The 21,753-nt window shown below is 62.2% G+C and carries 18 protein-coding genes; 7 read left to right on the forward strand and 11 right to left on the reverse strand.

The window, feature by feature from the left end:
- Positions 1-144: 144 nt before the first annotated feature.
- The 3 genes from E2H86_RS19995 to ihfB form a co-directional block, all read right to left on the reverse strand.
- A complete protein-coding gene (locus E2H86_RS19995; protein WP_133330957.1) occupies positions 145-1,557 on the reverse strand; it encodes an MBL fold metallo-hydrolase in 1,413 nt (470 codons plus the stop codon).
- Between the two features lie 98 nt (positions 1,558-1,655).
- The gene (locus tag E2H86_RS20000) at positions 1,656-1,919 is read right to left on the reverse strand and encodes a lipopolysaccharide assembly protein LapA domain-containing protein (protein ID WP_133330959.1); all 264 of its coding nucleotides are present in this window, start codon (positions 1,917-1,919) and stop codon (positions 1,656-1,658) included.
- Positions 1,920-1,939: 20 nt separating this feature from the next.
- Positions 1,940-2,239 carry an integration host factor subunit beta gene (gene ihfB / locus E2H86_RS20005; RefSeq protein ID WP_133330961.1) on the reverse strand — a complete coding sequence of 100 codons (300 nt, stop codon included), beginning with the start codon at positions 2,237-2,239 and terminating at the stop codon, positions 1,940-1,942.
- A 359-nt stretch (positions 2,240-2,598) separates the two neighbouring features.
- Between ihfB and E2H86_RS20010 the strand changes: the two genes are divergently transcribed.
- The 4 genes from E2H86_RS20010 to E2H86_RS20025 are packed head-to-tail and all read left to right on the forward strand — an operon-like array spanning position 2,599 to position 6,827.
- The gene (locus tag E2H86_RS20010) at positions 2,599-3,369 is read left to right on the forward strand and encodes a phosphotransferase (protein WP_133330963.1); all 771 of its coding nucleotides are present in this window, start codon (positions 2,599-2,601) and stop codon (positions 3,367-3,369) included.
- Positions 3,366-4,502 (forward strand): hypothetical protein, encoded by a 1,137-nt coding sequence (locus E2H86_RS20015; protein WP_133330965.1) that lies wholly within the window; start codon positions 3,366-3,368, stop codon positions 4,500-4,502. The genes E2H86_RS20010 and E2H86_RS20015 overlap by 4 nt, the downstream gene beginning before the upstream one ends.
- Position 4,503: 1 nt before the next feature.
- The gene (locus tag E2H86_RS20020) at positions 4,504-5,481 is read left to right on the forward strand and encodes a glycosyltransferase (RefSeq protein ID WP_133330967.1); all 978 of its coding nucleotides are present in this window, start codon (positions 4,504-4,506) and stop codon (positions 5,479-5,481) included.
- 35 nt (positions 5,482-5,516) lie between these two features.
- Positions 5,517-6,827, forward strand: a complete 1,311-nt coding sequence (locus E2H86_RS20025) for a nucleotide sugar dehydrogenase (RefSeq protein WP_133330969.1) — start codon at positions 5,517-5,519, stop codon at positions 6,825-6,827.
- Positions 6,828-7,014: 187 nt separating this feature from the next.
- On the opposite strand, the gene rpsA is transcribed toward E2H86_RS20025, so the two are convergent.
- The 7 genes from rpsA to mtnA form a co-directional block, all read right to left on the reverse strand.
- Positions 7,015-8,691: a 30S ribosomal protein S1 gene (rpsA, locus tag E2H86_RS20030; protein ID WP_133330971.1), complete on the reverse strand. Its 1,677-nt coding sequence runs from the start codon at positions 8,689-8,691 to the stop codon at positions 7,015-7,017.
- 124 nt (positions 8,692-8,815) lie between these two features.
- Positions 8,816-9,502 (reverse strand): (d)CMP kinase, encoded by a 687-nt coding sequence (gene cmk / locus E2H86_RS20035; protein WP_133330973.1) that lies wholly within the window; start codon positions 9,500-9,502, stop codon positions 8,816-8,818.
- A complete protein-coding gene (locus E2H86_RS20040; RefSeq protein ID WP_243744085.1) occupies positions 9,499-11,706 on the reverse strand; it encodes a bifunctional prephenate dehydrogenase/3-phosphoshikimate 1-carboxyvinyltransferase in 2,208 nt (735 codons plus the stop codon). The genes cmk and E2H86_RS20040 overlap by 4 nt, the downstream gene beginning before the upstream one ends.
- 185 nt (positions 11,707-11,891) lie before the next feature.
- The gene (pheA, locus tag E2H86_RS20045; RefSeq protein WP_133330977.1) at positions 11,892-12,986 is read right to left on the reverse strand and encodes a prephenate dehydratase; all 1,095 of its coding nucleotides are present in this window, start codon (positions 12,984-12,986) and stop codon (positions 11,892-11,894) included.
- Complete coding sequence (gene serC / locus E2H86_RS20050; RefSeq protein ID WP_133330979.1) at positions 12,986-14,071, reverse strand: 3-phosphoserine/phosphohydroxythreonine transaminase; 1,086 nt, start codon at positions 14,069-14,071, stop codon at positions 12,986-12,988. Before serC ends, pheA begins: the two co-directional genes overlap by 1 nt.
- 150 nt (positions 14,072-14,221) lie before the next feature.
- Complete coding sequence (gene gyrA / locus E2H86_RS20055) at positions 14,222-16,984, reverse strand: DNA gyrase subunit A (RefSeq protein WP_133330981.1); 2,763 nt, start codon at positions 16,982-16,984, stop codon at positions 14,222-14,224.
- Between the two features lie 313 nt (positions 16,985-17,297).
- Positions 17,298-18,374, reverse strand: coding sequence for an S-methyl-5-thioribose-1-phosphate isomerase (gene mtnA, locus E2H86_RS20060; protein WP_133330983.1), 1,077 nt, complete (start codon positions 18,372-18,374; stop codon positions 17,298-17,300).
- A 110-nt stretch (positions 18,375-18,484) separates the two neighbouring features.
- Here mtnA and ubiG point away from each other — a divergent pair, with 110 nt between their 5' ends.
- The 3 genes from ubiG (at position 18,485) to E2H86_RS20075 (ending at position 20,761) form a co-directional block, all read left to right on the forward strand.
- The gene (ubiG, locus tag E2H86_RS20065; RefSeq protein WP_133330985.1) at positions 18,485-19,183 is read left to right on the forward strand and encodes a bifunctional 2-polyprenyl-6-hydroxyphenol methylase/3-demethylubiquinol 3-O-methyltransferase UbiG; all 699 of its coding nucleotides are present in this window, start codon (positions 18,485-18,487) and stop codon (positions 19,181-19,183) included.
- Between the two features lie 2 nt (positions 19,184-19,185).
- Positions 19,186-19,857: an N-acetylmuramic acid 6-phosphate phosphatase MupP gene (mupP, locus tag E2H86_RS20070; protein ID WP_133330987.1), complete on the forward strand. Its 672-nt coding sequence runs from the start codon at positions 19,186-19,188 to the stop codon at positions 19,855-19,857.
- Between the two features lie 163 nt (positions 19,858-20,020).
- Complete coding sequence (locus E2H86_RS20075) at positions 20,021-20,761, forward strand: YciK family oxidoreductase (protein WP_133330989.1); 741 nt, start codon at positions 20,021-20,023, stop codon at positions 20,759-20,761.
- A 177-nt stretch (positions 20,762-20,938) separates the two neighbouring features.
- Here E2H86_RS20075 and E2H86_RS20080 read toward each other — a convergent pair whose 3' ends face one another.
- Positions 20,939-21,724, reverse strand: coding sequence for a TenA family transcriptional regulator (locus E2H86_RS20080; RefSeq protein WP_133330991.1), 786 nt, complete (start codon positions 21,722-21,724; stop codon positions 20,939-20,941).
- Positions 21,725-21,753 lie beyond the last annotated feature (29 nt).

A 21,753-nucleotide genomic window follows, 5' to 3' on the forward strand; every position in this document is an offset into this window, starting at 1 on the left:
CCGCCACCCGCCACACTCGACGCAGTGGTGGTCCGGCTGGGCGCTCGCTGCCTGCCATCTTAATCATTAATCAGTAATAGAGGAAACCGGAGCGCAGAAGTTCCTCATTTTCCGACAGGCAAGACCCCTTCCGCCAAACGGCTGCTAAGGCACAGCAACCTCCAACTCAACCCCCATCATCCGATAACGCTCCCGCAAAACCCCCGCTAAAACCCGCTTCGCCCCCTCCTCCCCATGCACCAAAACCACCCTGCCCGCCGGCCTCCCCCGTCCCATCGCAAACCCCACCAACCCCGCCTGATCCGCGTGCCCCGAGTACCCCGCCAAGCTCATCACCTTGGCCCTCACCTCATACCGCTCCCCATCCAGGTCCACCGCCACAAACCCCTGCACCCCTTCACACGCCTGTATCACCGCTCCAGGCGTCCCTTTAGCCTGATACCCCACGAACATCACTTCATGCCGCCCATCCCCCAACATGGCCTTCAGGTAGTTCACGATCCGTCCACCCGAGCACATGCCATTACCGGCAATGACGATCGCCGGCCGCCCGGTGCTCTTGAGGTAATTCACCACCTGCTGATGCCTGGCATGGGTATCGACAGTCACCAACTGATCGAACGCCAGCGGATTGCGGCCCTCGTCGAGTTTATCCCGGGCCTCGGTGCGCCAGTATTGATGCAAGTCCTTGTAGGCCCTGGTAATGCGCTGTGCGAGCGGGGAATCGAGAATCACCGGCAACTGGGACCAATCCAGCGGATCGTCGCCAGAAGCGGCGCCCTTGGCCCCTAGCAGCGCCTTGCGGTGCAGGATGTCTTCCAGCTCGTAGAGCAGCTCTTGGGTGCGCCCCAGGCTAAAGGCTGGAATGAGTATCGTGCCTCGATCCGCCAGCGCGCGGTCGATCGCCTGCTCCAGTTGCTGTTGACGCTGGCTGCGGTCGGGATGCAGGCGGTCACCATAGGTACTCTCCAGCACCAGCACATCGGCTCGCTCTGGCGGCTCTACTGGACGCAGCAAGGGGTTGCACGGCGCACCCAGGTCGCCCGAGAAGACATAGCGGGTATTTTCAGCACCCAGGTCCATATCGCACTCGACATAGGCCGAACCCAGCAGGTGCCCGGCGCGCTGCAGACGGATACGGCAACCCAGGCCCTCGCGCTGCACGACGTCGTGCCATTGGCCGAACGGCAGCGGGACGATGCGTTCTTGCAGGAATTCAAGATAACGCGCGACATGGGCCGGTTCGCGGCTGATGCCGAGCTTGTAGGCATCCTCCAGCACCAGCGGCAGGAGTTTGGCTGAGGGTTCGCTGCAGTAGATGGGGCCACGGAAGCCCGCTGCGAACAGCGCCGGAATGCGCCCAATGTGATCGAGGTGGACGTGGGTGACGATCAGCGCTTGCACGCCCTGGATATCGAAGCCGAGCTCGCCGGACTCATCGCCCTGCTCGAGGCCGCAGTCGATCAGTAGGCTGGTTGCTGCATCGAGGTGCAGTTGATGGCAGGAGCCGGTGACGTCACGAACACCACCGTGATGGCTAAGGGAGGGAAATTGCATGGCGCTGATCCTTGGCGATTGAGGAACGGGCAAGCATTACCCCACTCCTCGGCCTGTGAACCCAGCGCGCAAATCTCAACGGATTGTAGGAATCGACCTCAGCTGCTGGCCAGCGCTTCCTGCCGGGCGCTGCGGCGCAGTTTGCGCTTGCTGCGCATGAAGGCGTAGGTGCCCAGCAAGGGACCGATGGCGAGGCCAACGACAAGTGCCGCGAGGACCACAACGGCCACGGGGACTGCTGGCGCGGTCCAGCCGAACAGGACCAGGGCAACGCTCTGCTGGTTTTCCAGCACGAAGAACAGCACCACAGCCGCCAACAGCTGCACGAACAACGCCGCCAAGGCGCGCTTGAGGTTACGCATGTTTCTGCTCCTTTGCCCGGTCAGTGTGCGTGGTCGGCTTCGTCTTCGTTGACGCGATCACGCAGCTCCTTGCCTGGTTTGAAATGCGGGACGAATTTGCCCTCGAGGCTGACCGACTGGCCGGTCTTGGGATTGCGGCCTACCCGGGGGGCGCGATAGTGCAGGGAAAAGCTGCCGAAACCGCGGATTTCGATGCGGTCGCCGGTTGCCAGGCACTGTGACATCTGCTCAAGCATGGTCTTGATGGCCAACTCCACATCCTTCGAGGAGAGCAGGCCCTGCTGGGTGACAATACGTTCGATCAGCTCCGACTTCGTCATGTTTTTCCCTTCGTTATCAAGCAGCTAGATCATTGCTTAATCAGGTTGTAGCACGCTCGGCGGGATTTGAACAGGGTGGATCTTGACTTAATAAAAAAATTCAAGAACGAGACGTTCACGGCTGGGTATGCACAGGCTGCCGACGCGGTTTTTCCAGATCACCACCCGGGTTAACACAATTAAGGATCCGTGGAGAGGGATGCGGAATTGCCATGCAATCAATTTGACATCATTCACTAACTTAGGAAAAATGTATCTAGCTGTTACAACAATGAAATATTCCTATGTTAGAGCGCTCTGGCTCGATCAATGCCTCCGATCTTGCCAATTGCCGTGCGCTCCGAGTACGTGCCCATCCCATGCTGACTTCGATGTTCCTCGCTGAGGATCTTTCTGCCACTGAGCAGCAAGAGCTAAACCGCTTCATCGATCACCCCGAAACCCTCGCCCTCCTCAACCCACGCAGCGACGAAACCCAGGTCCGGGTAGGTGACCAGGACACGCTGGTGTTCAAGGTGTTCAACATCCGTCGCTTCAAACAGCGCTGGCGGGCTCGCTGGAAACACGAATGCCCCGTGCATGGCCAGCGTCATGGCTGGGCTGAGCGCAGCAATGCCGAACGCTTCCAGGCGCTTGGGCTGCCCGGCCTGCCAACCCGCGCATACCTGGAGAACCGCACCCTTCTCGGGTGCAAGCAGCAGGTAGTGGCCTATCCCTACCTGAGCGGCCACCAGACCTTGCACGAGCGGCTACAGCACGATCCCTTCCAGGCACTGGACGCCGTCGAGCCGGTGCTGCTACGCCTGGCCCAGGCGGGGGTTTTCCATCTGGATCTCAATACCCGCAACCTCATGCTCGCTGCAGACGACCAGGTGCGGGTCATCGACTTCGAGTACATGGCCTGGGACCAGTCACGTAAAGGCGAAATCTACAGCTACTCCTTGGGTTATCTGTTCCAGAAATGGGCCAGGCAGTCCATCGAAAGCGATGCCTTCGACCAATGGGCCCATCACTTGATGGAGCGTAATGCCGAGAGCTTCGGCTCGACGGCGCACAAACTGCTGGCCGCTTACACACTGGGCAAGAAAGTCGAGTTGTCCCGCGCCAAACGTTATCGGATATTCAAATGAAGCTTTTCACGCAACTGCTGGCGCGCCTGCGCCTGGCACGCTGGCGCAAGAAACTAAAGGCTGACAGAGGCTTCAGCCTGCGCCTGCGCAACCCCACGCGCTTTCTCGAAGGCCTGGCTCGGGAGAATGTTCCCTACGTCGTGCTGCGCTGGTACGACGAAGTTCCCGAGGTACTGTCCGGCCAGTTGGCGGACGATATCGATATCCTGGTGCAGCACGGCTCCCTGCCGCGCATCGCTGCAGCCATGCCGTTCTTCAACTTCGGCCGCAAAGCCAACAAGGTCAAGTTCGACATCTATAGCGACTCCGGTCGCAGCGGCCTGTCCTACCGCCACATGCCCTATTACCCTCCAGTGCGGGCCCGTCATCTGCTGGACACCCGCGTGCACGACCCTCGCGGTTGGTACCGCATTGCACCCGCCGACTACATCCCAGCGCTGACCTATCACCTGACTTACCACAAGCGGCAGAACAGTGGTTTGCGCGTGCAGCCCGGTGATAGCGAGGCCAGTCGGCTGCCTGCCAAGAAGGATTACCGTCAACGCCTGTTGCTTGAAGCCGCTCGCGAAGGCGTGGCGATTCCGCCGATCGACAGCTTGGTGCAGGCCCATCTCTGGTTGCATGAACAGGGCTGGGCGATGCCCTTCGACTTGATCCGGCGCTGGCCCGACCAGGATGCCTGGCTGGCCCAACTGTTCGAATTGGAGGCCCAGCGCCTGCAGGCCAGCAGCGAACAGACACCTGACAACCTGTTCATGCTGGTAACGCGGCAGGAAACCGCTGATCAAGGGCATGAACAAGAGATCATCGACACGCTCAGCCGCCACGGAACCGTCGTGGCTCGCGAACAACTGTCTGGCGATCAGCGCCAACGCTTGCTGTGGTGGGCACGGGGCGGCAATTGGCTGGCCGCGAAGCAGTACGCCTTGAGCGCTCCGGCCACCGTCATCACTTGCCTGCTGCCGACAGGCACAGTTGCCGACATCAAGGTCGAGCTACGCAAGTCGTTATCGCAACGCCACGGCAAGCAGAACTGGCTGCACGGTACCGACGATCTCGACGAAACGCTGTACTACCAGCAATTGATGAGTGGCCACCACTACCGCCTTCCAACTTCAAGTGCAGGACATTGACATGAAACTGCTTATCGTCACTCGGCAGGAGCGTGCCCGGTCCTTCGACACACTGTTCGCCGGTTTGAAGACTCACTTCACCCAGGTCGATGTACATAAACTAAGCAAGGCCCAGGTTCACGATATCCGACCCTACCTGAAGAGCACCGATTTCAGCGCCTGGGACCGGATCCTCTTCGATGTGCCGCTGCGACGCATGGGCAAAGCTGCCAACGCCCTGAGTCAGGTCGAGGGTCTGGTGTTCTATGAAGAGGACGCTTGCCAGGAACTGATCGCCAAGAGCAAGTTCCACAACCAGTTCGCCGCCGGCTTCAAACGCCTGCGCAACGCTCGCATCATCGTCACCAGCTACCACATGCGCGACCATTTCAAGGCCCGCGGAATCGATGCCTGGTGCATCCCCAAGGCCTACGACGATGCCGTGCTGGATGATCTGGGCATCGCCCGTGATATACCGCTGGGCTTCATCGGTCGCACCAAGAGCCAGGTCTACAACGAGCGCCGCCACCTACTCGAACGCATGACCGATCGCTGCGGGCTGCAAGCACTGCGCACCCAGACGCCCGACGAGTATCTGCAACTGCTCAATCGCATCGCCGTCTTCCTTAGCGCCGACATTGGCTTCAACGAATACATGGCCAAGAACTTCGAGGCCATGGGTTGCGGCTGCCTGCTGATGGCCAAGCGACAACCCTCCGAAGACGAACACCTCGGCCTGGTCGACATGCACAACGTGGTGCACTACGACACCCTCGACGAGGCGCTCGCCAAGTACCACCAGTTGCGAAACGACCCTGAGTTGCTCCGCCGTATCGCGGCCAATGGCCTGACGCTGGTACGCGAGCGCCATCGCCTGTCGCAGCGCACGCCCGACTTTGCCCAGGTATTGCGCATGCCGGCCCTTGGCATTACGGCCGGCAATACCCCTTGGTACCAGCGCATCACCGCCTGGTTGCCGGGCGTGTTCACTTGGTCTTGACCGCACCGCACTTCAATAACGGAACAGCATTTGTAATGGACGCAAAATCCACCCTTATCGCCCGCATCGACAACCGTGAAGCGGTCATTGGCATCGTCGGCCTTGGCTATGTAGGCCTGCCATTGATGCTGCGCTATACCGCCGCAGGCTTCAGAGTGTTGGGCCTGGACATCGACACCCATAAAGTCGAAATGCTCAACGATGGACTCAGTTACATCGAGCATATTCGTGGCGAAGACATCAGTCAGGCCTGCCAGGCCGGTTTCCGGGCAACCTGTGATTTCAGCCGAGTAGCAGAGTGCGATGCATTGATTCTGTGCGTACCAACGCCTCTCAATGAATACCGCGAACCGGATATCAGTTACGTCACCAACACGGCCGATGCCATTGCCCCTTACCTGCGGTCGGGCCAGGTCGTCTCGTTGGAAAGCACGACCTATCCCGGCACTACCGACGAAGAGATCATTCCGCGCATTTGCCAGCAAGGTCTGAACGTGGGTACTGATGTATTCGTGCTTTATTCTCCAGAGCGTGAAGACCCGGGCAACAAGCACTTCGATACCCAGACCATTCCCAAAGTGGTCGGCGGCGCCACAGAAGCCTGTTTGCAAGTCGGTGTCGCGCTTTACCAGGTCGCCATCGACCGCGTGGTGCCGGTGAGTTCGACCAAGGCAGCAGAGTTGACCAAGCTGCTGGAGAACATCCACCGGGCGGTCAATATCGGCCTGGTGAACGAGATGAAGATCGTTGCCGACAAGATGGGGATCGATATCTTCGAGGTAGTCGATGCCGCCGCCACCAAGCCTTTTGGTTTTACCCCCTACTATCCAGGCCCAGGACTAGGTGGTCATTGCATTCCGATCGACCCCTTCTATCTGACCTGGAAGGCTCGCGCCTATGGCCTGCACACCCGTTTCATCGAGCTGTCGGGTGAAATAAACCAAGGCATGCCCGAGTATGTCGTGAACAAGTTGGTGGATGGCCTCAACGAGCATGGTAAGCCCGTAAAAAACAGCAAGGTGCTAGTGCTCGGTATCGCCTACAAGAAAAACATCGACGACATGCGAGAGTCCCCAGCCCTGGAGATCATCAAACTGCTTCGCCAGCGCGGTGGGATCACAGCTTACAGCGATCCGCATGTACCGACGTTCCATGGCCATGGAATCTACGATTTCGTGATGGAGAGCGTAGCGCTGACCCCGCAAACCCTTGCCGAGTACGACGCGGTGGTGCTGGCGACGGATCATGATCGCTTTGACTATGACATGATTGCCGACAACGCTCGATTGATCGTCGACAGCCGTGGGCGTTATCGAAGGGAAATGGCGAGTTTGATCAAGGCGTAGAAGAGCAGTATCGGCTGCTTTTGAGGGGCTTCCGCGTGGCGGCACCGGGGGGTTCGCTTCAGAGGTGCGGTGGTGCGGATATCGAGCGCCACCACCCATCTCCAGACAGGCACCTCCATCAGACAAACACCCCATACAAAAAAAAGGGTGGCCCGAAGGCCACCCCTTTTTACCGATCAAACAGAACTCAGTTCTGCTTGGCCATAGCTTCGCGCAGCAGCGCAGCCATGGTGGTGTCGGCAGCCGCTTCCGGAGCGTTTTTCAGGCTCTGGATGGCTTCGCGCTCTTCAGCATCGTCCTTCGACTTGATGGACAGGCTGATAACGCGGGACTTGCGGTCGACGCTGATGATCTTGGCTTCGATCTCTTCGCCTTCCTTCAGAACGTTACGCGCGTCTTCAACGCGGTCACGGCTGATTTCGGAAGCTTTCAGAGTGGCTTCGATGTCGTCGGCCAGGGTGACGATGGCGCCCTTGGCGTCAACTTCTTTCACGATGCCCTTGACGATAGCGCCCTTGTCATTGACAGCAACGAAGTTGGAGAACGGATCGTCTTCCAGCTGCTTGATGCCCAGGGAGATGCGCTCGCGCTCTGGGTCGACCGACAGGATGACGGTTTCCAGCTCGTCGCCCTTCTTGAAACGACGTACGGCTTCTTCGCCGGTTTCGTTCCAGGAGATGTCGGACAGGTGAACCAGACCGTCGATGCCGCCTTCCAGGCCGATGAAGATACCGAAGTCGGTGATCGACTTGATGGTACCGGTGATCTTGTCACCCTTGTTGAACTGGCCGGAGAAGTCTTCCCATGGGTTGGATTTGCACTGCTTGATACCCAGGGAGATACGACGACGCTCTTCGTCGATGTCCAGAACCATGACTTCCACTTCGTCGCCAACCTGAACGACTTTCGACGGGTGGATGTTCTTGTTGGTCCAGTCCATTTCGGAAACGTGTACCAGACCTTCAACGCCTTCTTCCAGCTCAGCGAAGCAGCCGTAGTCGGTCAGGTTGGTAACGCGAGCCTGTACGCGAGTACCTTCTGGGTAACGCGAAGTGATAGCTACCCACGGATCTTCGCCCATCTGCTTCAGACCCAGGGAAACGCGGTTGCGCTCACGGTCGAACTTCAGAACGCGAACGTCGACTTCGTCACCAACGTTGACGATTTCCGACGGGTGCTTGATGCGCTTCCAAGCCATGTCGGTGATGTGCAGCAGGCCGTCGATACCGCCCAGGTCCACGAATGCGCCGTAGTCGGTGAGGTTCTTGACGATACCCTTGACCTGTTGGCCTTCCTGCAGGGTTTCCAGCAGGGCTTCGCGCTCGGCGCTGTTCTCGGCTTCCAGCACGCTGCGACGGGAAACGACAACGTTGTTGCGCTTCTGGTCCAGCTTGATGACCTTGAATTCCAGCTCTTTGCCTTCGAGGTGGGAGGTGTCGCGCACTGGGCGGACATCAACCAGGGAGCCCGGCAGGAACGCACGGATGCCGTTAACGTCGACAGTGAAGCCGCCCTTAACCTTACCGTTGATAACGCCCTTGACCACTTCTTCGGCGGCGAAAGCTGCTTCCAGAACAATCCAGCACTCGGCGCGCTTGGCTTTTTCACGGGACAGTTTGGTTTCGCCAAAGCCGTCTTCGACCGCGTCCAGCGCAACGTGAACTTCGTCACCGACCTTGATGGTCAGCTCGCCAGCTTCGTTGTAGAACTGCTCGAGCGGGATGACGCCCTCGGACTTCAGGCCAGCGTGTACGGTAACCCAGTCGCCGTCGATGTCGACAACGATACCGGAGATGATTGCACCCGGCTGAAGATTGAGGGTTTTCAGGCTTTCTTCAAAGAGTTCTGCAAAGCTTTCGCTCATTTTAATTCCTGTAGATTCGGGCGAAACAGACGCCCATCGCCACATTCCAGACAATGTGGGTTTGTTTTAAGTAAAGGAAAGCCGGCAGGACGTTGACTGGTGCCCCTGCCTGCTCTCCTGGCTATCAGAGCAGATCGCGCTGGGCGAGCTCGCTCCTGATACGTTGCAACACCTGCTCGATGGACAACTCGGTGGAGTCCAACTGGATGGCGTCGGCCGCTGGCTTCAGCGGGGCCACCGCACGCTGGGTGTCGCGCTCATCACGCGCACGAATCTCATCTAGCAGACTCGACAGACTAACATCTTCGCCTTTGCCCTTCAACTGGAGGTAGCGGCGGCGGGCACGCTCCTCGGCACTGGCGGTGAGAAACACCTTCAGCGGCGCGTCGGGGAACACCACGGTGCCCATGTCACGACCATCGGCGATCAACCCTGGCAGCTCGCGGAAGGCGCGCTGGCGCTGCAGCAGCGCCTCACGCACGGCCGGCAGCGAGGCGACCATCGAGGCGCCGGCACCGACCGTCTCGGTGCGGATGACGTTGCTGACGTCTTCGCCTTCGAGAATGATCTGTTGCAGCTTACCCGGCTCAGCGGCGATGAACTGCACATCCAGATGGGCGGCCAAGGCCTTGAGCAGTTCTTCGTTGGTCAGGTCGACACCATGGTTGGTGGCATTGAACGCCAGCAACCGGTACAGAGCGCCGGAGTCGAGCAATCTCCAGCCCAGTTCGCGGGCCAACAGGCCGGCAACGGTGCCCTTGCCGGAACCGCTTGGGCCGTCGATGGTGATGACAGGCGCTTGAGCGATCACGACTTGCCCTCTTCGGCCACGCGGATGCCGACTTCGGCGCACAGCGCCAGGAAGTTCGGGAACGAGGTGGCGACGTTGGCGCAGTCGTGGATGCGAATCGGGGCGCTGGCGCGCAGCGAGGCCACGCTGAAGGCCATGGCGATGCGGTGGTCGCCGTGACCGTGCACTTCGCCGCCGCCAATCTGGCCGCCGTCGATGATGATGCCGTCGGGGGTCGGCTCGCACTTCACGCCCAGGGCGGTCAGGCCGTCGGCCATCACCTGGATGCGGTCCGATTCCTTGACCCGCAGCTCTTCGGCGCCACGCAGCACGGTGCGGCCTTCAGCGCAGGCGGCGGCGACGAACAGCACCGGGAATTCGTCGATCGCCAGCGGCACCAGGGCCTCGGGGATCTCGATGCCCTTGAGCTGGGTGCCACGCACACGCAGATCGGCCACCGGCTCGCCGCCAACTTCACGCTGGTTTTCCAGGGTGATGTCGCCGCCCATCAGGCGCAGGATGTCGATCACACCGGTACGGGTCGGGTTGATGCCGACGTGCTCGAGCACCAGCTCCGAGCCCTGGGCGATCGACGCGGCGACCAGGAAGAAGGCCGCCGAGGAGATATCCGCTGGCACTTCGATGCGGGTAGCGGTGAGCTTGCCACCGGACTGCAGCGAGGCGACCGGGCCGTTGCTCTCTACCGCATAGCCGAAACCACGAAGCATGCGCTCGGTGTGATCGCGGGTCGGTGCCGGCTCGGTGACGGTGGTGGTGCCTTCGGCGTACAGGCCAGCGAGCAGCAGGCAGGATTTGACCTGGGCACTGGCCATCGGCAGCGTGTAGTTCAGCGCCTTGAGTTTGTGACCACCGCGAATGGTCAGCGGCGGACGACCGTCCGGGCCGGTCTCGACTACCGCGCCCATTTCCCGCAGCGGGTTGGCCACGCGGTTCATCGGACGCTTGGACAGCGAGGCATCGCCAGTCATGGTGACGTCGAACGGCTGGCCGGCCAGCAGGCCCGACAGCAGGCGCATCGAGGTGCCGGAGTTACCCACGTACAGTGGCCCGGGTGGTGGCTTGAGGCCATGCAGGCCGACGCCATGGATGGTCACGCGCCCGTGGTTCGGGCCCTCGATGACCACCCCCATGTCGCGGAAGGCCTGCAGGGTCGCCAGGGCATCCTCGCCTTCGAGGAAGCCTTCGACCTCGGTCGTGCCTTCGGCCAGCGAGCCGAGCATGATCGAACGGTGGGAAATCGACTTGTCGCCCGGTACGCGGATCCGTCCGGACACGCGGCCACCCGGTTGGGCCAGGAAAATCAGATCGTTGGCGTTCATAGCGTCCACATAGGCCCGGCGGGCCAGGATTTTACTGAAATGCTCGCGGGCAAACCGTGCGCGGGTGAATACACCCAGCAACTGGTGCCCGTCCCCTGCATCGACCGCGTCGCGCAATGCGTCGAGGTCGCTGCGAAATGTATCCAAGGTGCGCAGGACAGCCTCGCGATTGGCGAGGAAGATGTCATGCCACATGGTCGGATCGCTGCCGGCGATTCGGGTGAAATCGCGAAAGCCCCCCGCAGCGTACCGGAAGATCTCCAGGTTTTCATTGCGCTTGGCCAGCGAATCGACCAAGCCGAATGCCAGCAGGTGCGGCAGATGGCTGGTGGCGGCCAGGACTTCGTCGTGGCGTTCGACCGTCATGTGCTCGACATCGGCGCCCAGGGCGCGCCACAGGCGGTCGACCAGGGCCAGGGCGGCCGGGTCGGTTTCGGCCAGGGGCGTGAGGATGACCTTGTGGCGGCGGAACAACGCTGCGTTCGAGGCCTCTACCCCGCTCTGCTCAGAGCCGGCGATCGGGTGGCCAGGGACGAAACGTGGCAGGCGGGTGCCGAATACGTCGCGAGCGGCACGCACCACGTTGCCCTTGGCACTGCCAACGTCGGTGATGACGGCATGGCCAAGGTCGAGCTGCGCCAGGCGCCCCAGGAGCTTTTCCATGGCCAGGATCGGCACGGCGAGTTGGATCACGTCGGCGCCGACACAGGCCACGGCGAGGTCTTCTTCGCAGCGGTCGACGACGCCGAGGGCCACGGCCTGCTTGCGCGACGGGGCGTCGAGGTCGACGCCGACCACTTCGCGGCACAGGCCGCTTTCACGCAGGCCCTTGGCGAACGAACCGCCGATCAGGCCGAGGCCGACCACCACCAGGCGGTCGATGATTGGCGCGGATTTGGTTTTTGCTGCATTTACCACGGGCGCGGACCTTGTTCAGAAATCGAGACAGCCTGGGAGGGCCATTGGGTCGCTTCGCGCCCCTTCGCGGGCAAGCCCGCTCCCACAGTGAACGGGTGAAACCGCCCAGCGTGGAACCCTGAAGAAACGCCGAGCGGCGCCAATGCCCCAGATCAAAGCACCGCCTTGGGATACGACCCCAGCACCTTGAGCGCCACGGCTTCCTGACTGATCTTCTCCAGCACCGCCTTGATCAGCGGATCGCGGTGGTGGCCGACGAAGTCGATGAAGAACACGTAGGTCCACTTGCCGCTACGCGACGGACGGGTCTCGATACGGGTCAGGTCGATGCCGTTGTCGTGGAACGGCACCAGCAGCTCGTGCAGGGCGCCAGGCTTGTTGCTCATCGACACGATGATCGAGGTCTTGTCGTCACCGGTCGGCGGCACTTCCTGGTTGCCGATCATCAGGAAGCGCGTGGAGTTGTCCGGACGGTCCTCGATCTTCTCGGCAAGACGGGTCAAACCGTACAGGTTGGCCGCCATATCGCCGGCGATGGCCGCCGAATTCCACTCACCCTTCACCCGCTTGGCCGCCTCGGCATTGCTCGAGACCGCCACGCGCTCGACGTTCGGGTAGTGGGCGTCCAGCCACTTGCGGCACTGGGCCAGCGACTGGGCGTGGGAATAGATGCGGGTGATGCTGTCGGTCTTGGTGTTCTCGCCTACCAGCAGGTGATGGTGGATACGCAACTCCACCTCGCCGCAGATCACCATGTCGTGCTCGAGGAAGCTGTCCAGGGTGTGGCTGACCGCACCTTCGGTGGAGTTCTCCACCGGCACCACACCGAAGTTGACGGCACCGGCCGCTACTTCGCGGAACACTTCGTCGATGGCCGCCATTGGGCGGCTGATCACGGCGTGGCCGAAGTGCTTCATGGCTGCGGCCTGGGTGAAGGTGCCCTCGGGGCCGAGGTAGGCGACCTTGAGCGGCTCTTCCAGGGCCAGGCACGAGGACATGATCTCGCGGAACAACCGCGCCATCTCTTCGTTGCCCAGCGGGCCCTTGTTGCGCTCCATCACGCGCTTGAGCACGGCAGCTTCACGCTCGGGACGATAGAACACCGGCTTTTCGCCCTCGGCCAGCGAGGCGGTCTTGACCTTGGCCACTTCCTGGGCGCAACGGGCGCGATCGCTGATCAGCTCGAGGATCTTCTCGTCGAGGCTGTCGATGCGCACGCGCAGCGCCTTGAGTTCCTGCTCGGACATCAGCCGTGCTCCTTCTCGAATTCAGCCATGTAGGCCACCAGGGCCTCGACGGCCTCCAGGCCCAAGGCGTTGTAAATCGAAGCGCGCATGCCGCCCACCGAACGGTGACCCTTGAGGTTGAGCAGGCCACGGGCATCGGCACCGGCCAGGAAGGCCTTGTCCAGGCGCTCGTCGGCCAGGCGGAAGGGTACGTTCATCCACGAACGGGCATTGTGGCTGATCGGGTTGGTGTAGAACTCGCTAGCGTCGATGAAGCCGTAGAGACGGTCTTTCTTGGCGCGGTTGCGCTGCTCCATGGCCTCGACGCCACCCTGCTCCTTGAGCCACTCGAAGACCAGGCCGGAGAGGTACCACGAATAGGTGGCCGGGGTGTTGTACATCGAACCGTTGTCGGCAGCGACTTTGTAGTCGAGCATGGTCGGGCAGTGGCTGCGAGCGTGGCCGATCAGGTCTTCACGGACGATCACCACCACCAGGCCGCTGGGGCCGATGTTCTTCTGCGCGCCGGCGTAGATCATGCCGTACTGCGAGACATCGATCGGGCGCGAGAGGATATCGGACGACATGTCGACCACCAGTGGCACGTCACCGGTCTCGGGTACCCAGTCGAACTGCAGACCACCGATGGTCTCGTTGGACGCGTAGTGAACGTAGGCGGCGTTCGGGGTCAGGTTCCACTCGTTCTGGCCAGGAATGGCCAGGTAGTCGTATGGCTTGGCGCTGGCAGCGACATTGACGTGACCGAAGCGGCGCGCTTCTTCGATGGCCTTTTTCGACCAGATGCCGGTCTCGATGTAATCGGCAGTGCCGTTTTCCGGCAGCAGGTTCAGCGGAATCTCGGCGAACTGCTGGCTGGCGCCACCCTGCAGGAACAGGACCTTGTAATTGGAGGGGATGGACAACAGGTCACGCAGGTCCTGCTCGGCCTTCTCTGCAATGGCCACGTAGTCGTCGCTGCGATGGCTCATCTCCATCACCGACAAGCCCTTGCCACGCCAGTCCAGCATTTCGGCCTGGGCACGCTGCAGCACGGCGTCAGGAAGCGCGGCGGGGCCTGCGCAGAAGTTAAAGGCTCGTTTGCTCACATCCACTCTCGCTCTGCATAAATAGAACAAAATCGTAATTCGGTTGCCACATCCCATGCAGGAACCGTGGCGCCTGCATCGCGAGCTGCGCTCGCTCCTACACAGTCAAACGGGGCGACCTTGGTCGCCCCGCTCGGGTTTTACGCTTGCTTACTCCTGCGGAGCCTCTTCGGCACCCGCAGCTTCATCATCCGGCGCGTCGGCCTGGACGCCCTCCTCGTCCCCTTCGATGGCCTCATCGAATTCGTCTTCGGACGGCTCCTGGATTCGCTCCAGGCCTACCAATGTCTCGTCGCTGGCCAGCTTGATCAGCGTCACGCCCTGGGTGTTACGGCCCAGGCTGGACACTTCACCGACCCGTGTCCGTACCAGGGTGCCTTGGTCGGAGATCAGCATGATCTCCTCGCCTTCCTGCACCTGGATGGCGCCGATCAGCAATCCATTGCGCCCCTTGGTGCCCATGGCGATCACGCCTTGACCACCGCGACCGCGACGCGGGAACTTGGACAGCGGCGTGCGCTTGCCGAAGCCCCGCTCGGAGGCGGTGAGGATCTGCGCGCCGGACTCAGGGATCAGCATCGAGATGATGCGCTGGCCCTTGCCCAGTTTCATGCCTCGTACGCCACGGGCGGTACGGCCCATTTCGCGAACCACGCTCTCGGCGAAGCGGATCACCTTGCCGGCGTCGGAGAACATCATGACTTCCTTGGCGCCGTCGGTGATGGCCGCGGCGATCAGGGTGTCACCTTCCTTGAGCTTCAGGGCGATCAGGCCGTTGGAGCGCGGACGAGCGAACTGAACCAGCGGAGTCTTCTTGACGGTACCGGAAGCGGTGGCCATGAAGATATAGGCGCCGGTCGGCTCGGCCACCCACTCAGGGGTATCGCCGTCTTCTTCGTCGACTTCCTCGACCTCGACCACTTCGCCTTCGATCACGCCGTCATCGCCGTCTTCCAGCTCTTCGTCCGGATCGGCGTTTTGCTGCAGGGCTTCGAGGTCGATCTGCAGCATGGCGGTGATGCGCTCACCCTCCTCCAGCGGCAGCAGGTTGACCAGCGGGCGACCACGGGCGGCGCGGGAGGCCTCGGGAATGTCGTAGGTCTTGAGCCAGTACACCTTGCCCTTGCTGGAGAACAGCAGCAGGGTGGCGTGGCTGTTGGCGACCAGCAGGTGCTCGATGTAGTCCTCGTCCTTGACACCGGTGGCCGACTTGCCCTTGCCGCCACGGCGCTGAGCCTGGTAGGCAGACAGCGGCTGAGTCTTGGCATAGCCGCCGTGGGAGATGGTCACCACGCGCTCTTCTTCGGGGATCATGTCGCCGTAGTTGAGGTCGTGACGGGCATCGAGGATCTCGGTGCGACGGGCATCGCCGTATTCGGCACGGATAGCTTCGAGCTCTTCGCGGATCACTTCCATCAGGCGCTGGGCACTGCTGAGGATGCGGATCAGTTCGCCGATCTGCTCGAGGATTTCCTGGTACTCGGCCAGCAGCTTCTCGTGCTCCAGGCCGGTCAGGCGGTGCAGGCGCAGGTCGAGGATGGCCTGGGCCTGCTCAGGCGACAGGTAATACTTGCCATCACGCAGGCCGTATTGCTCTGGCAGGTCTTCCGGACGGCAGGAATCGGCGCCGGCGCGCTCGACCATGACCTGTACGGCACTGGACTCCCAGGCCGTGGAAATCAAGGCTTCCTTGGCTTCGGACGGCGTCGGCGAGGCCTTGATCAGGGCGATGACCGGGTCGATGTTGGACAGCGCGACAGCCTGGCCTTCGAGGATGTGGCCGCGCTCACGGGCCTTGCGCAGCTCGAACACGGTACGCCGGGTGACCACCTCACGGCGGTGACGAACGAAGGCTTCGAGCAGGTCCTTGAGGTTGAGCAGCCGCGGTCGGCCATCGACCAGGGCCACGACGTTGATGCCGAACACGCTCTGCAGCTGGGTCTGCGAGTACAGATTGTTGAGCACCACCTCCGGCACCTCGCCGCGACGCAGCTCGATGACGATGCGCATGCCATCCTTGTCGGACTCGTCGCGCAGCTCGGTGATGCCTTCGATCTTCTTCTCTTTGACCAGCTCGGCGATCTTCTCGATCAGGCGAGCCTTGTTCAGCTGATACGGCAGCTCGGTGACGACGATCTGCTGACGGCCACCGACCTTGTCGATGTCCTCGATCTCGGAGCGGGCGCGCATGTAGATGCGGCCACGGCCGGTGCGATAAGCCTCGATGATGCCCTGGCGACCGTTGATCAGGCCGGCGGTGGGGAAATCGGGGCCGGGGATGTACTGCATCAGCTCGTCGACGGTGACCTCGGGGTTGTCGATCAGCGCCAGGCAGCCGTCGATGACCTCGCCGAGGTTGTGCGGCGGGATGTTGGTCGCCATGCCCACGGCGATACCGCTGGAGCCGTTGACCAGCAGGTTGGGGATACGGGTCGGCATGACCGCCGGGATCTGCTCGGTGCCGTCGTAGTTGGGCACCCAGTCGACCGTTTCCTTGTGCAGGTCGGCCAGCAGCTCGTGAGCCAGCTTGGCCATGCGCACTTCGGTGTATCGCATGGCTGCGGCGTTGTCGCCGTCCACCGAACCGAAGTTGCCCTGGCCGTCGACCAGCAGGTAGCGCAGCGAGAACGGCTGGGCCATACGCACGATGGTGTCGTAGACCGCAGTGTCGCCGTGGGGGTGGTACTTACCGATGACGTCACCGACCACACGGGCGGACTTCTTGTACGGCTTGTTCCAGTCGTTGCCCAGTTCGCTCATCGCATAGAGAACGCGGCGATGCACGGGCTTCAAGCCGTCACGCGCATCGGGCAGCGCTCGCCCGACAATCACGCTCATCGCGTAGTCGAGGTAAGACTGTCTCAGTTCGTCTTCGATATTGACCGGGAGGATTTCTTTGGCCAGTTCGCCCATGAGAAGCCTGATTCCTTTTTCTGGTGAAACTTCGCAGCCTCCATCAAGGGCCGAACGAAGCTCGCCGCCGCAACGCAAAAGGGAGCGACGACTTACGACAAATCAATGAGTTGTGCCATGGATCTGCGCAATGAAGGCCGCCGTCGTGGGCGGTCTTGGAAACTGCCGGATGTTATCACAAAGGCGTTACGGGTGGGGAGATATGGCTGGGGTGGCAGCAGGGAGAGTTGCGGCGCGGCGGATATCGAGCGCCGCGCGGGCGGCGCTCGATATCCGCCACACCACAACCCACCCGCCAAGCCAATCCCGCCCCTCAATGCAACCGCTTGCGGCACATCAACTGGGCCAGCTTGGCCGTGTCCGGGCGCTCGACGATGCCTCGTTCGGTCACGATCACGTCGATCAGGTCGGCCGGAGTCACATCGAACACCGGATTGAACACCTCGACATCCGCTGCCACCCGGGTGCCGGCCAGGTCCAGCAATTCATCGGCGGCGCGCTCTTCCAGGGGAATGTCCTCGCCGCAGGCCAGGTTCAGGTCGATGCTGGTGCTCGGCGCCACCACCATGAAGCGCACACCATGGTGCATGGCACTCACCGCCAGCTGGTAGGTGCCGATCTTGCTCGCTACATCGCCGTTGGCGGCGATGCAGTCGGCCCCCACCACCACCCAGGTGATGCCCTTGGTCTTCATCAGGTGGGCCAGCGCAGAATCGGCGCACAGGGTCACGGGGATGCCTTCGTTGGCCAATTCCCACGCCGTCACCCGCGAGCCGTGCAGCCAGGGACGGGTCTCGCCGGCGTAGACCCGCTCGACCATGCCCTCCAGAAAGCCCGCGCGAATCACCCCTAACGCCGTGCCGATACCGCCACAGGCCAGCGCGCCGGCATTGCCGTAGGTCAGCAAGGCCTGCTGGTTGCCCTGGTGACGACGGATCAGTTCGATGCCGTGCTGGGCCATGGTCAGGTTGGCCTCGCGGTCGCTTTCGTGAATCGCGAGCGCCTCGGCCTCCAGCGCCGCCAGCACGTCGTCCTCGGGACGCACCCGTTGCAGGCGTTCGCGCATGCGGTTGAGCGCCCAGAACAGGTTGGCGGCGGTGGGGCGTGCCTCGGCCAGGCTGAGGAAGTCCTCTTCCAGGTCCTGCTCCCAATCGCCACCCTGGGCCAAGCGCTCTTCCAGGGCCAGCACCAAGCCATAGGCCGCGGCGATGCCGATCGCTGCCGCGCCGCGCACGGCCATGTCACGAATAGCCACCACCACCTGCGTTACATCGTCGCAGGTCAGCCAGCGCTCCTGCGCTGGCAGCAGACGCTGGTCGAGCAGGTGCAGGCAGCCGTCGTGCCAGCGAATGCCGGTCACCTTCTCCGCCGCCAAAAGTTGCTCGCGCATCGCCTCTCCCCGTCGTTCGCACATTAAAAGCCGGCGATTATAGCGACCCTGCGCCGCAGACGCTCGGGTATACTGCGCCCTTTGAAGTACACGTTCCCGAGGACTGTTCAATGAGCAACGTCGACCACGCCGAAATCGCCAAGTTCGAGGCCCTGGCCCACCGCTGGTGGGACCGCGAGAGCGAGTTCAAGCCGCTGCACGAGATCAACCCGCTGCGCGTCAACTGGATCGACGAGCGCGTCGGCCTGGCCGGCAAGAAGGTGCTCGACGTCGGCTGCGGCGGCGGCATCCTCAGCGAATCCATGGCCCTGCGTGGCGCCAGCGTCACCGGCATCGACATGGGCGAGGCGCCCCTGGCCGTGGCCCAGCTGCACCAGTTGGAATCCGGCGTCCAGGTCGAGTACCGGCAGATCACCGCCGAGGCCCTGGCCGAGGAAATGCCCGGGCAGTTCGATGTGGTCACCTGCCTGGAAATGCTCGAGCACGTACCCGACCCGTCTTCCGTTATCCGCGCTTGCTACCGCATGGTCAAGCCGGGCGGCCAGGTGTTCTTCTCGACCATCAACCGCAACCCCAAGGCCTACCTGCTGGCCATCATCGGCGCCGAGTACATCCTGAAGATGCTGCCGCGCGGCACCCACGACTTCAAGAAATTCATCCGTCCCTCCGAACTGGGCGCCTGGAGCCGCGCAGCCGGCCTCGAGGTCAAGGACATCATCGGCCTGACCTACAACCCGCTGACCAAGCACTACAAGCTCGGCAGCGATGTCGACGTCAACTACATGATCCAGACCCTGCGCGAGGAATGAGCATGCGTTTGCGAGCAGTACTCTTCGACATGGACGGCACCCTGCTCGACACGGCGCCGGACTTCATCGCCATCTGTCAGGCGATGCTCGCCGATCGCGGCCTGCCGCCAGTGGACGATGAGCTGATCCGTGGCGTGATTTCGGGCGGTGCCCGGGCGATGGTCGCCACGACCTTCGCGATGGATCCGCAAGCCGAAGGTTTCGAGGCTCTGCGCCTGGAGTTCCTGGAGCGCTACCAACGCGATTGCGCGGTGCACAGCAAACTGTTCGACGGCATGGCCGAGCTGCTGGAGGACATCGAGAAAGGCAACCTGATCTGGGGCGTGGTCACCAACAAGCCGGTGCGCTTCGCCGAACCGATCATGCAACGCCTGGGCTTGGCCGAGCGCTCTGCCCTGCTGATCTGCCCCGACCACGTGAAGAACAGCAAGCCCGACCCCGAGCCGCTGATCCTGGCCTGCACCACGCTGAAGCTGGACCCCGCCAGCGTGCTGTTCGTCGGCGACGACCTGCGCGACATCGAGTCCGGCCGCGCTGCCGGCACCCGCACGGCAGCGGTGCGCTACGGCTATATTCATCCTCAGGACAACCCGAACAACTGGGGCGCCGATGTGGTGGTGGACCGCCCACTGGACTTGCGCAAGGTGATCGACAGCGCACTGTGCGGTTGCTGAGCCGATACCTGGTCCAGGAATCCGCATACGCCCTACCCCTGTGGGAGCGGGCTTGTCCCGCGAACACGGACGAAGCCCGTGCCATCCACCACGGTGTCGGCTTGGCGGGCAAGCCCGCTCCCACGAGGCTCGGCACCTTCCCCATTGAACAAGGGATAATCTGATGTACGACTACACCGCCCGCCCCGACCTGCTCAAGGGCCGCGTCATCCTGGTCACCGGTGCCGGCCGCGGCATTGGCGCCGCAGCTGCCAAGGCCTATGCCGCCTTGGGTGCCACCGTGCTACTGCTGGGCAAGACCGAAGCCAACCTCAACGAGGTCTACGATCAGATCGAGGCCGCCGGTCACCCGCAGCCGGTGGTGATCCCGTTCAACCTGGAAACCGCTCTGGCGCACCAGTACGACGAATTGGCAGTGATGATCGAGGAGCAGTTCGGCCGCCTCGACGGCTTGCTCAACAACGCCTCGATCATCGGCCCGCGAACCCCGCTGGAGCAGCTCTCGGGCGATAACTTCATGCGTGTGATGCACATCAACGTCAACGCCACGTTCATGCTCACCAGCACCCTGCTGCCGCTGCTGAAGCTGTCGGAGGACGCCTCGGTGGTGTTCACCTCCAGTAGCGTCGGGCGCAAGGGCCGGGCTTACTGGGGCGCTTACGGGGTATCGAAATTCGCCACCGAGGGATTGATGCAGACCTTGGCCGACGAGCTCGAAGGCGTAGCTCCGGTGCGTTCCAACAGCATCAACCCCGGAGCCACACGCACGGCGATGCGGGCGCTGGCCTATCCCAGCGAGAACCCGCAGAACAACCCGCTGCCTGAAGACATCATGCCGGTGTACCTGTACCTGATGGGGCCGGACAGTACCGGGGTGAATGGCCAGGCGTTCGACGCCCAGTAAGAGATTGGGGGTCTGCACGGGCCTCTTCGCGGGGCAAGCCCGCTCCCACAGGATCCCCACAGGTCTTGAAAACTGTGGTGTTCCTGGGGCTCAGGTTACACACAATCTTTGAAAACTGTGGTGTTCCTGTGGGAGCGGGCTTGCCCCGCGAAGAGGCCGGCACCGCCCCCAAAGCCCTCAGCCTGCCGCCAACGCCGGCCGCGCCCGCCCTACCTGGCGCCCTTCCACCTGCATGCACCGCTCCAAGAACAAGTACATGCAGTCATAGCTCTTGCACACCGCCTTACGCAGTTCATTGCGCAGCCCCTGGCTGGGGTTCTCACCCGCCAAGGTGCAGATGATCTCCAACGCCTCCCACGGGTGCGCATCGTCGTACTGGGCATGCATGCGCAGCCACTTCATCGCGCGCTTGCGCACGTCCTCGGGGAAACCTTGGGCATAGGTATCGGACGCGCAGACCACCGCCGACCACTCTCCGGTCGCACCCTCGATGGCATAGTTGGTCGCGGCCATCGCGACCGCCAGCGACTCGGTGGTACAGACCCGCCAACACCAGTCGTTGAGGCCATTGAGCTCGGGTGGCACTTCCTGCGCCTGGAGGTCATGCAGGCTCACGCCATGGGCCTGACACCAATGCACCCAGTAGTCGGCATGGTTGAGCTCGACGCGGATGTTGCGCATCAGCCAGCGCCGCGCCATGTCCTCACCTGGATGGCGGGCATAGCGGGTCTTGGTCAGGTTGTGGGCCATGTACAGGGAAAACTGCTCGACCACCGGCCAACCCCCGATCAGGTACTGGCGCACAGTGGCCGGTTTGAGCTGGCCATCGCGCAGACGCTGGTAGAACTCATGCTCCACCACCCGGCGCTTGCTCTCGCGACAATCTTCGATCAGCTGTTGGGCCCACTGCGGATAACTGGCTGGATCCATTAACGGTCCAATACGAACGAATGCGTCAATCACTTTCAGCTCCTTGATCCTTGTGATCCAAC

Origin of the sequence: Pseudomonas putida (assembly GCF_004357765.1) — a bacterium.
Classification (GTDB): Bacteria; Pseudomonadota; Gammaproteobacteria; order Pseudomonadales; family Pseudomonadaceae; genus Aquipseudomonas; species Aquipseudomonas putida_U.

What these genes read in the sequence shown, in the direction of transcription:
- E2H86_RS19995 (WP_133330957.1), bottom strand. Translation starts at nt 1,557, where the DNA reads ATGCAATTTCCCTCCCTTAGCCATCACGGTGGTGTTCGTGACGTCACC.
- E2H86_RS20000 (WP_133330959.1), bottom strand. Translation starts at nt 1,919, where the DNA reads ATGCGTAACCTCAAGCGCGCCTTGGCGGCGTTGTTCGTGCAGCTGTTG.
- ihfB (WP_133330961.1), bottom strand. Translation starts at nt 2,239, where the DNA reads ATGACGAAGTCGGAGCTGATCGAACGTATTGTCACCCAGCAGGGCCTG.
- E2H86_RS20010 (WP_133330963.1), top strand. Translation starts at nt 2,599, where the DNA reads ATGCTGACTTCGATGTTCCTCGCTGAGGATCTTTCTGCCACTGAGCAG.
- E2H86_RS20015 (WP_133330965.1), top strand. Translation starts at nt 3,366, where the DNA reads ATGAAGCTTTTCACGCAACTGCTGGCGCGCCTGCGCCTGGCACGCTGG.
- E2H86_RS20020 (WP_133330967.1), top strand. Translation starts at nt 4,504, where the DNA reads ATGAAACTGCTTATCGTCACTCGGCAGGAGCGTGCCCGGTCCTTCGAC.
- E2H86_RS20025 (WP_133330969.1), top strand. Translation starts at nt 5,517, where the DNA reads ATGGACGCAAAATCCACCCTTATCGCCCGCATCGACAACCGTGAAGCG.
- rpsA (WP_133330971.1), bottom strand. Translation starts at nt 8,691, where the DNA reads ATGAGCGAAAGCTTTGCAGAACTCTTTGAAGAAAGCCTGAAAACCCTC.
- pheA (WP_133330977.1), bottom strand. Translation starts at nt 12,986, where the DNA reads ATGTCCGAGCAGGAACTCAAGGCGCTGCGCGTGCGCATCGACAGCCTC.
- gyrA (WP_133330981.1), bottom strand. Translation starts at nt 16,984, where the DNA reads ATGGGCGAACTGGCCAAAGAAATCCTCCCGGTCAATATCGAAGACGAA.
- mtnA (WP_133330983.1), bottom strand. Translation starts at nt 18,374, where the DNA reads ATGCGCGAGCAACTTTTGGCGGCGGAGAAGGTGACCGGCATTCGCTGG.
- ubiG (WP_133330985.1), top strand. Translation starts at nt 18,485, where the DNA reads ATGAGCAACGTCGACCACGCCGAAATCGCCAAGTTCGAGGCCCTGGCC.
- mupP (WP_133330987.1), top strand. Translation starts at nt 19,186, where the DNA reads ATGCGTTTGCGAGCAGTACTCTTCGACATGGACGGCACCCTGCTCGAC.
- E2H86_RS20075 (WP_133330989.1), top strand. Translation starts at nt 20,021, where the DNA reads ATGTACGACTACACCGCCCGCCCCGACCTGCTCAAGGGCCGCGTCATC.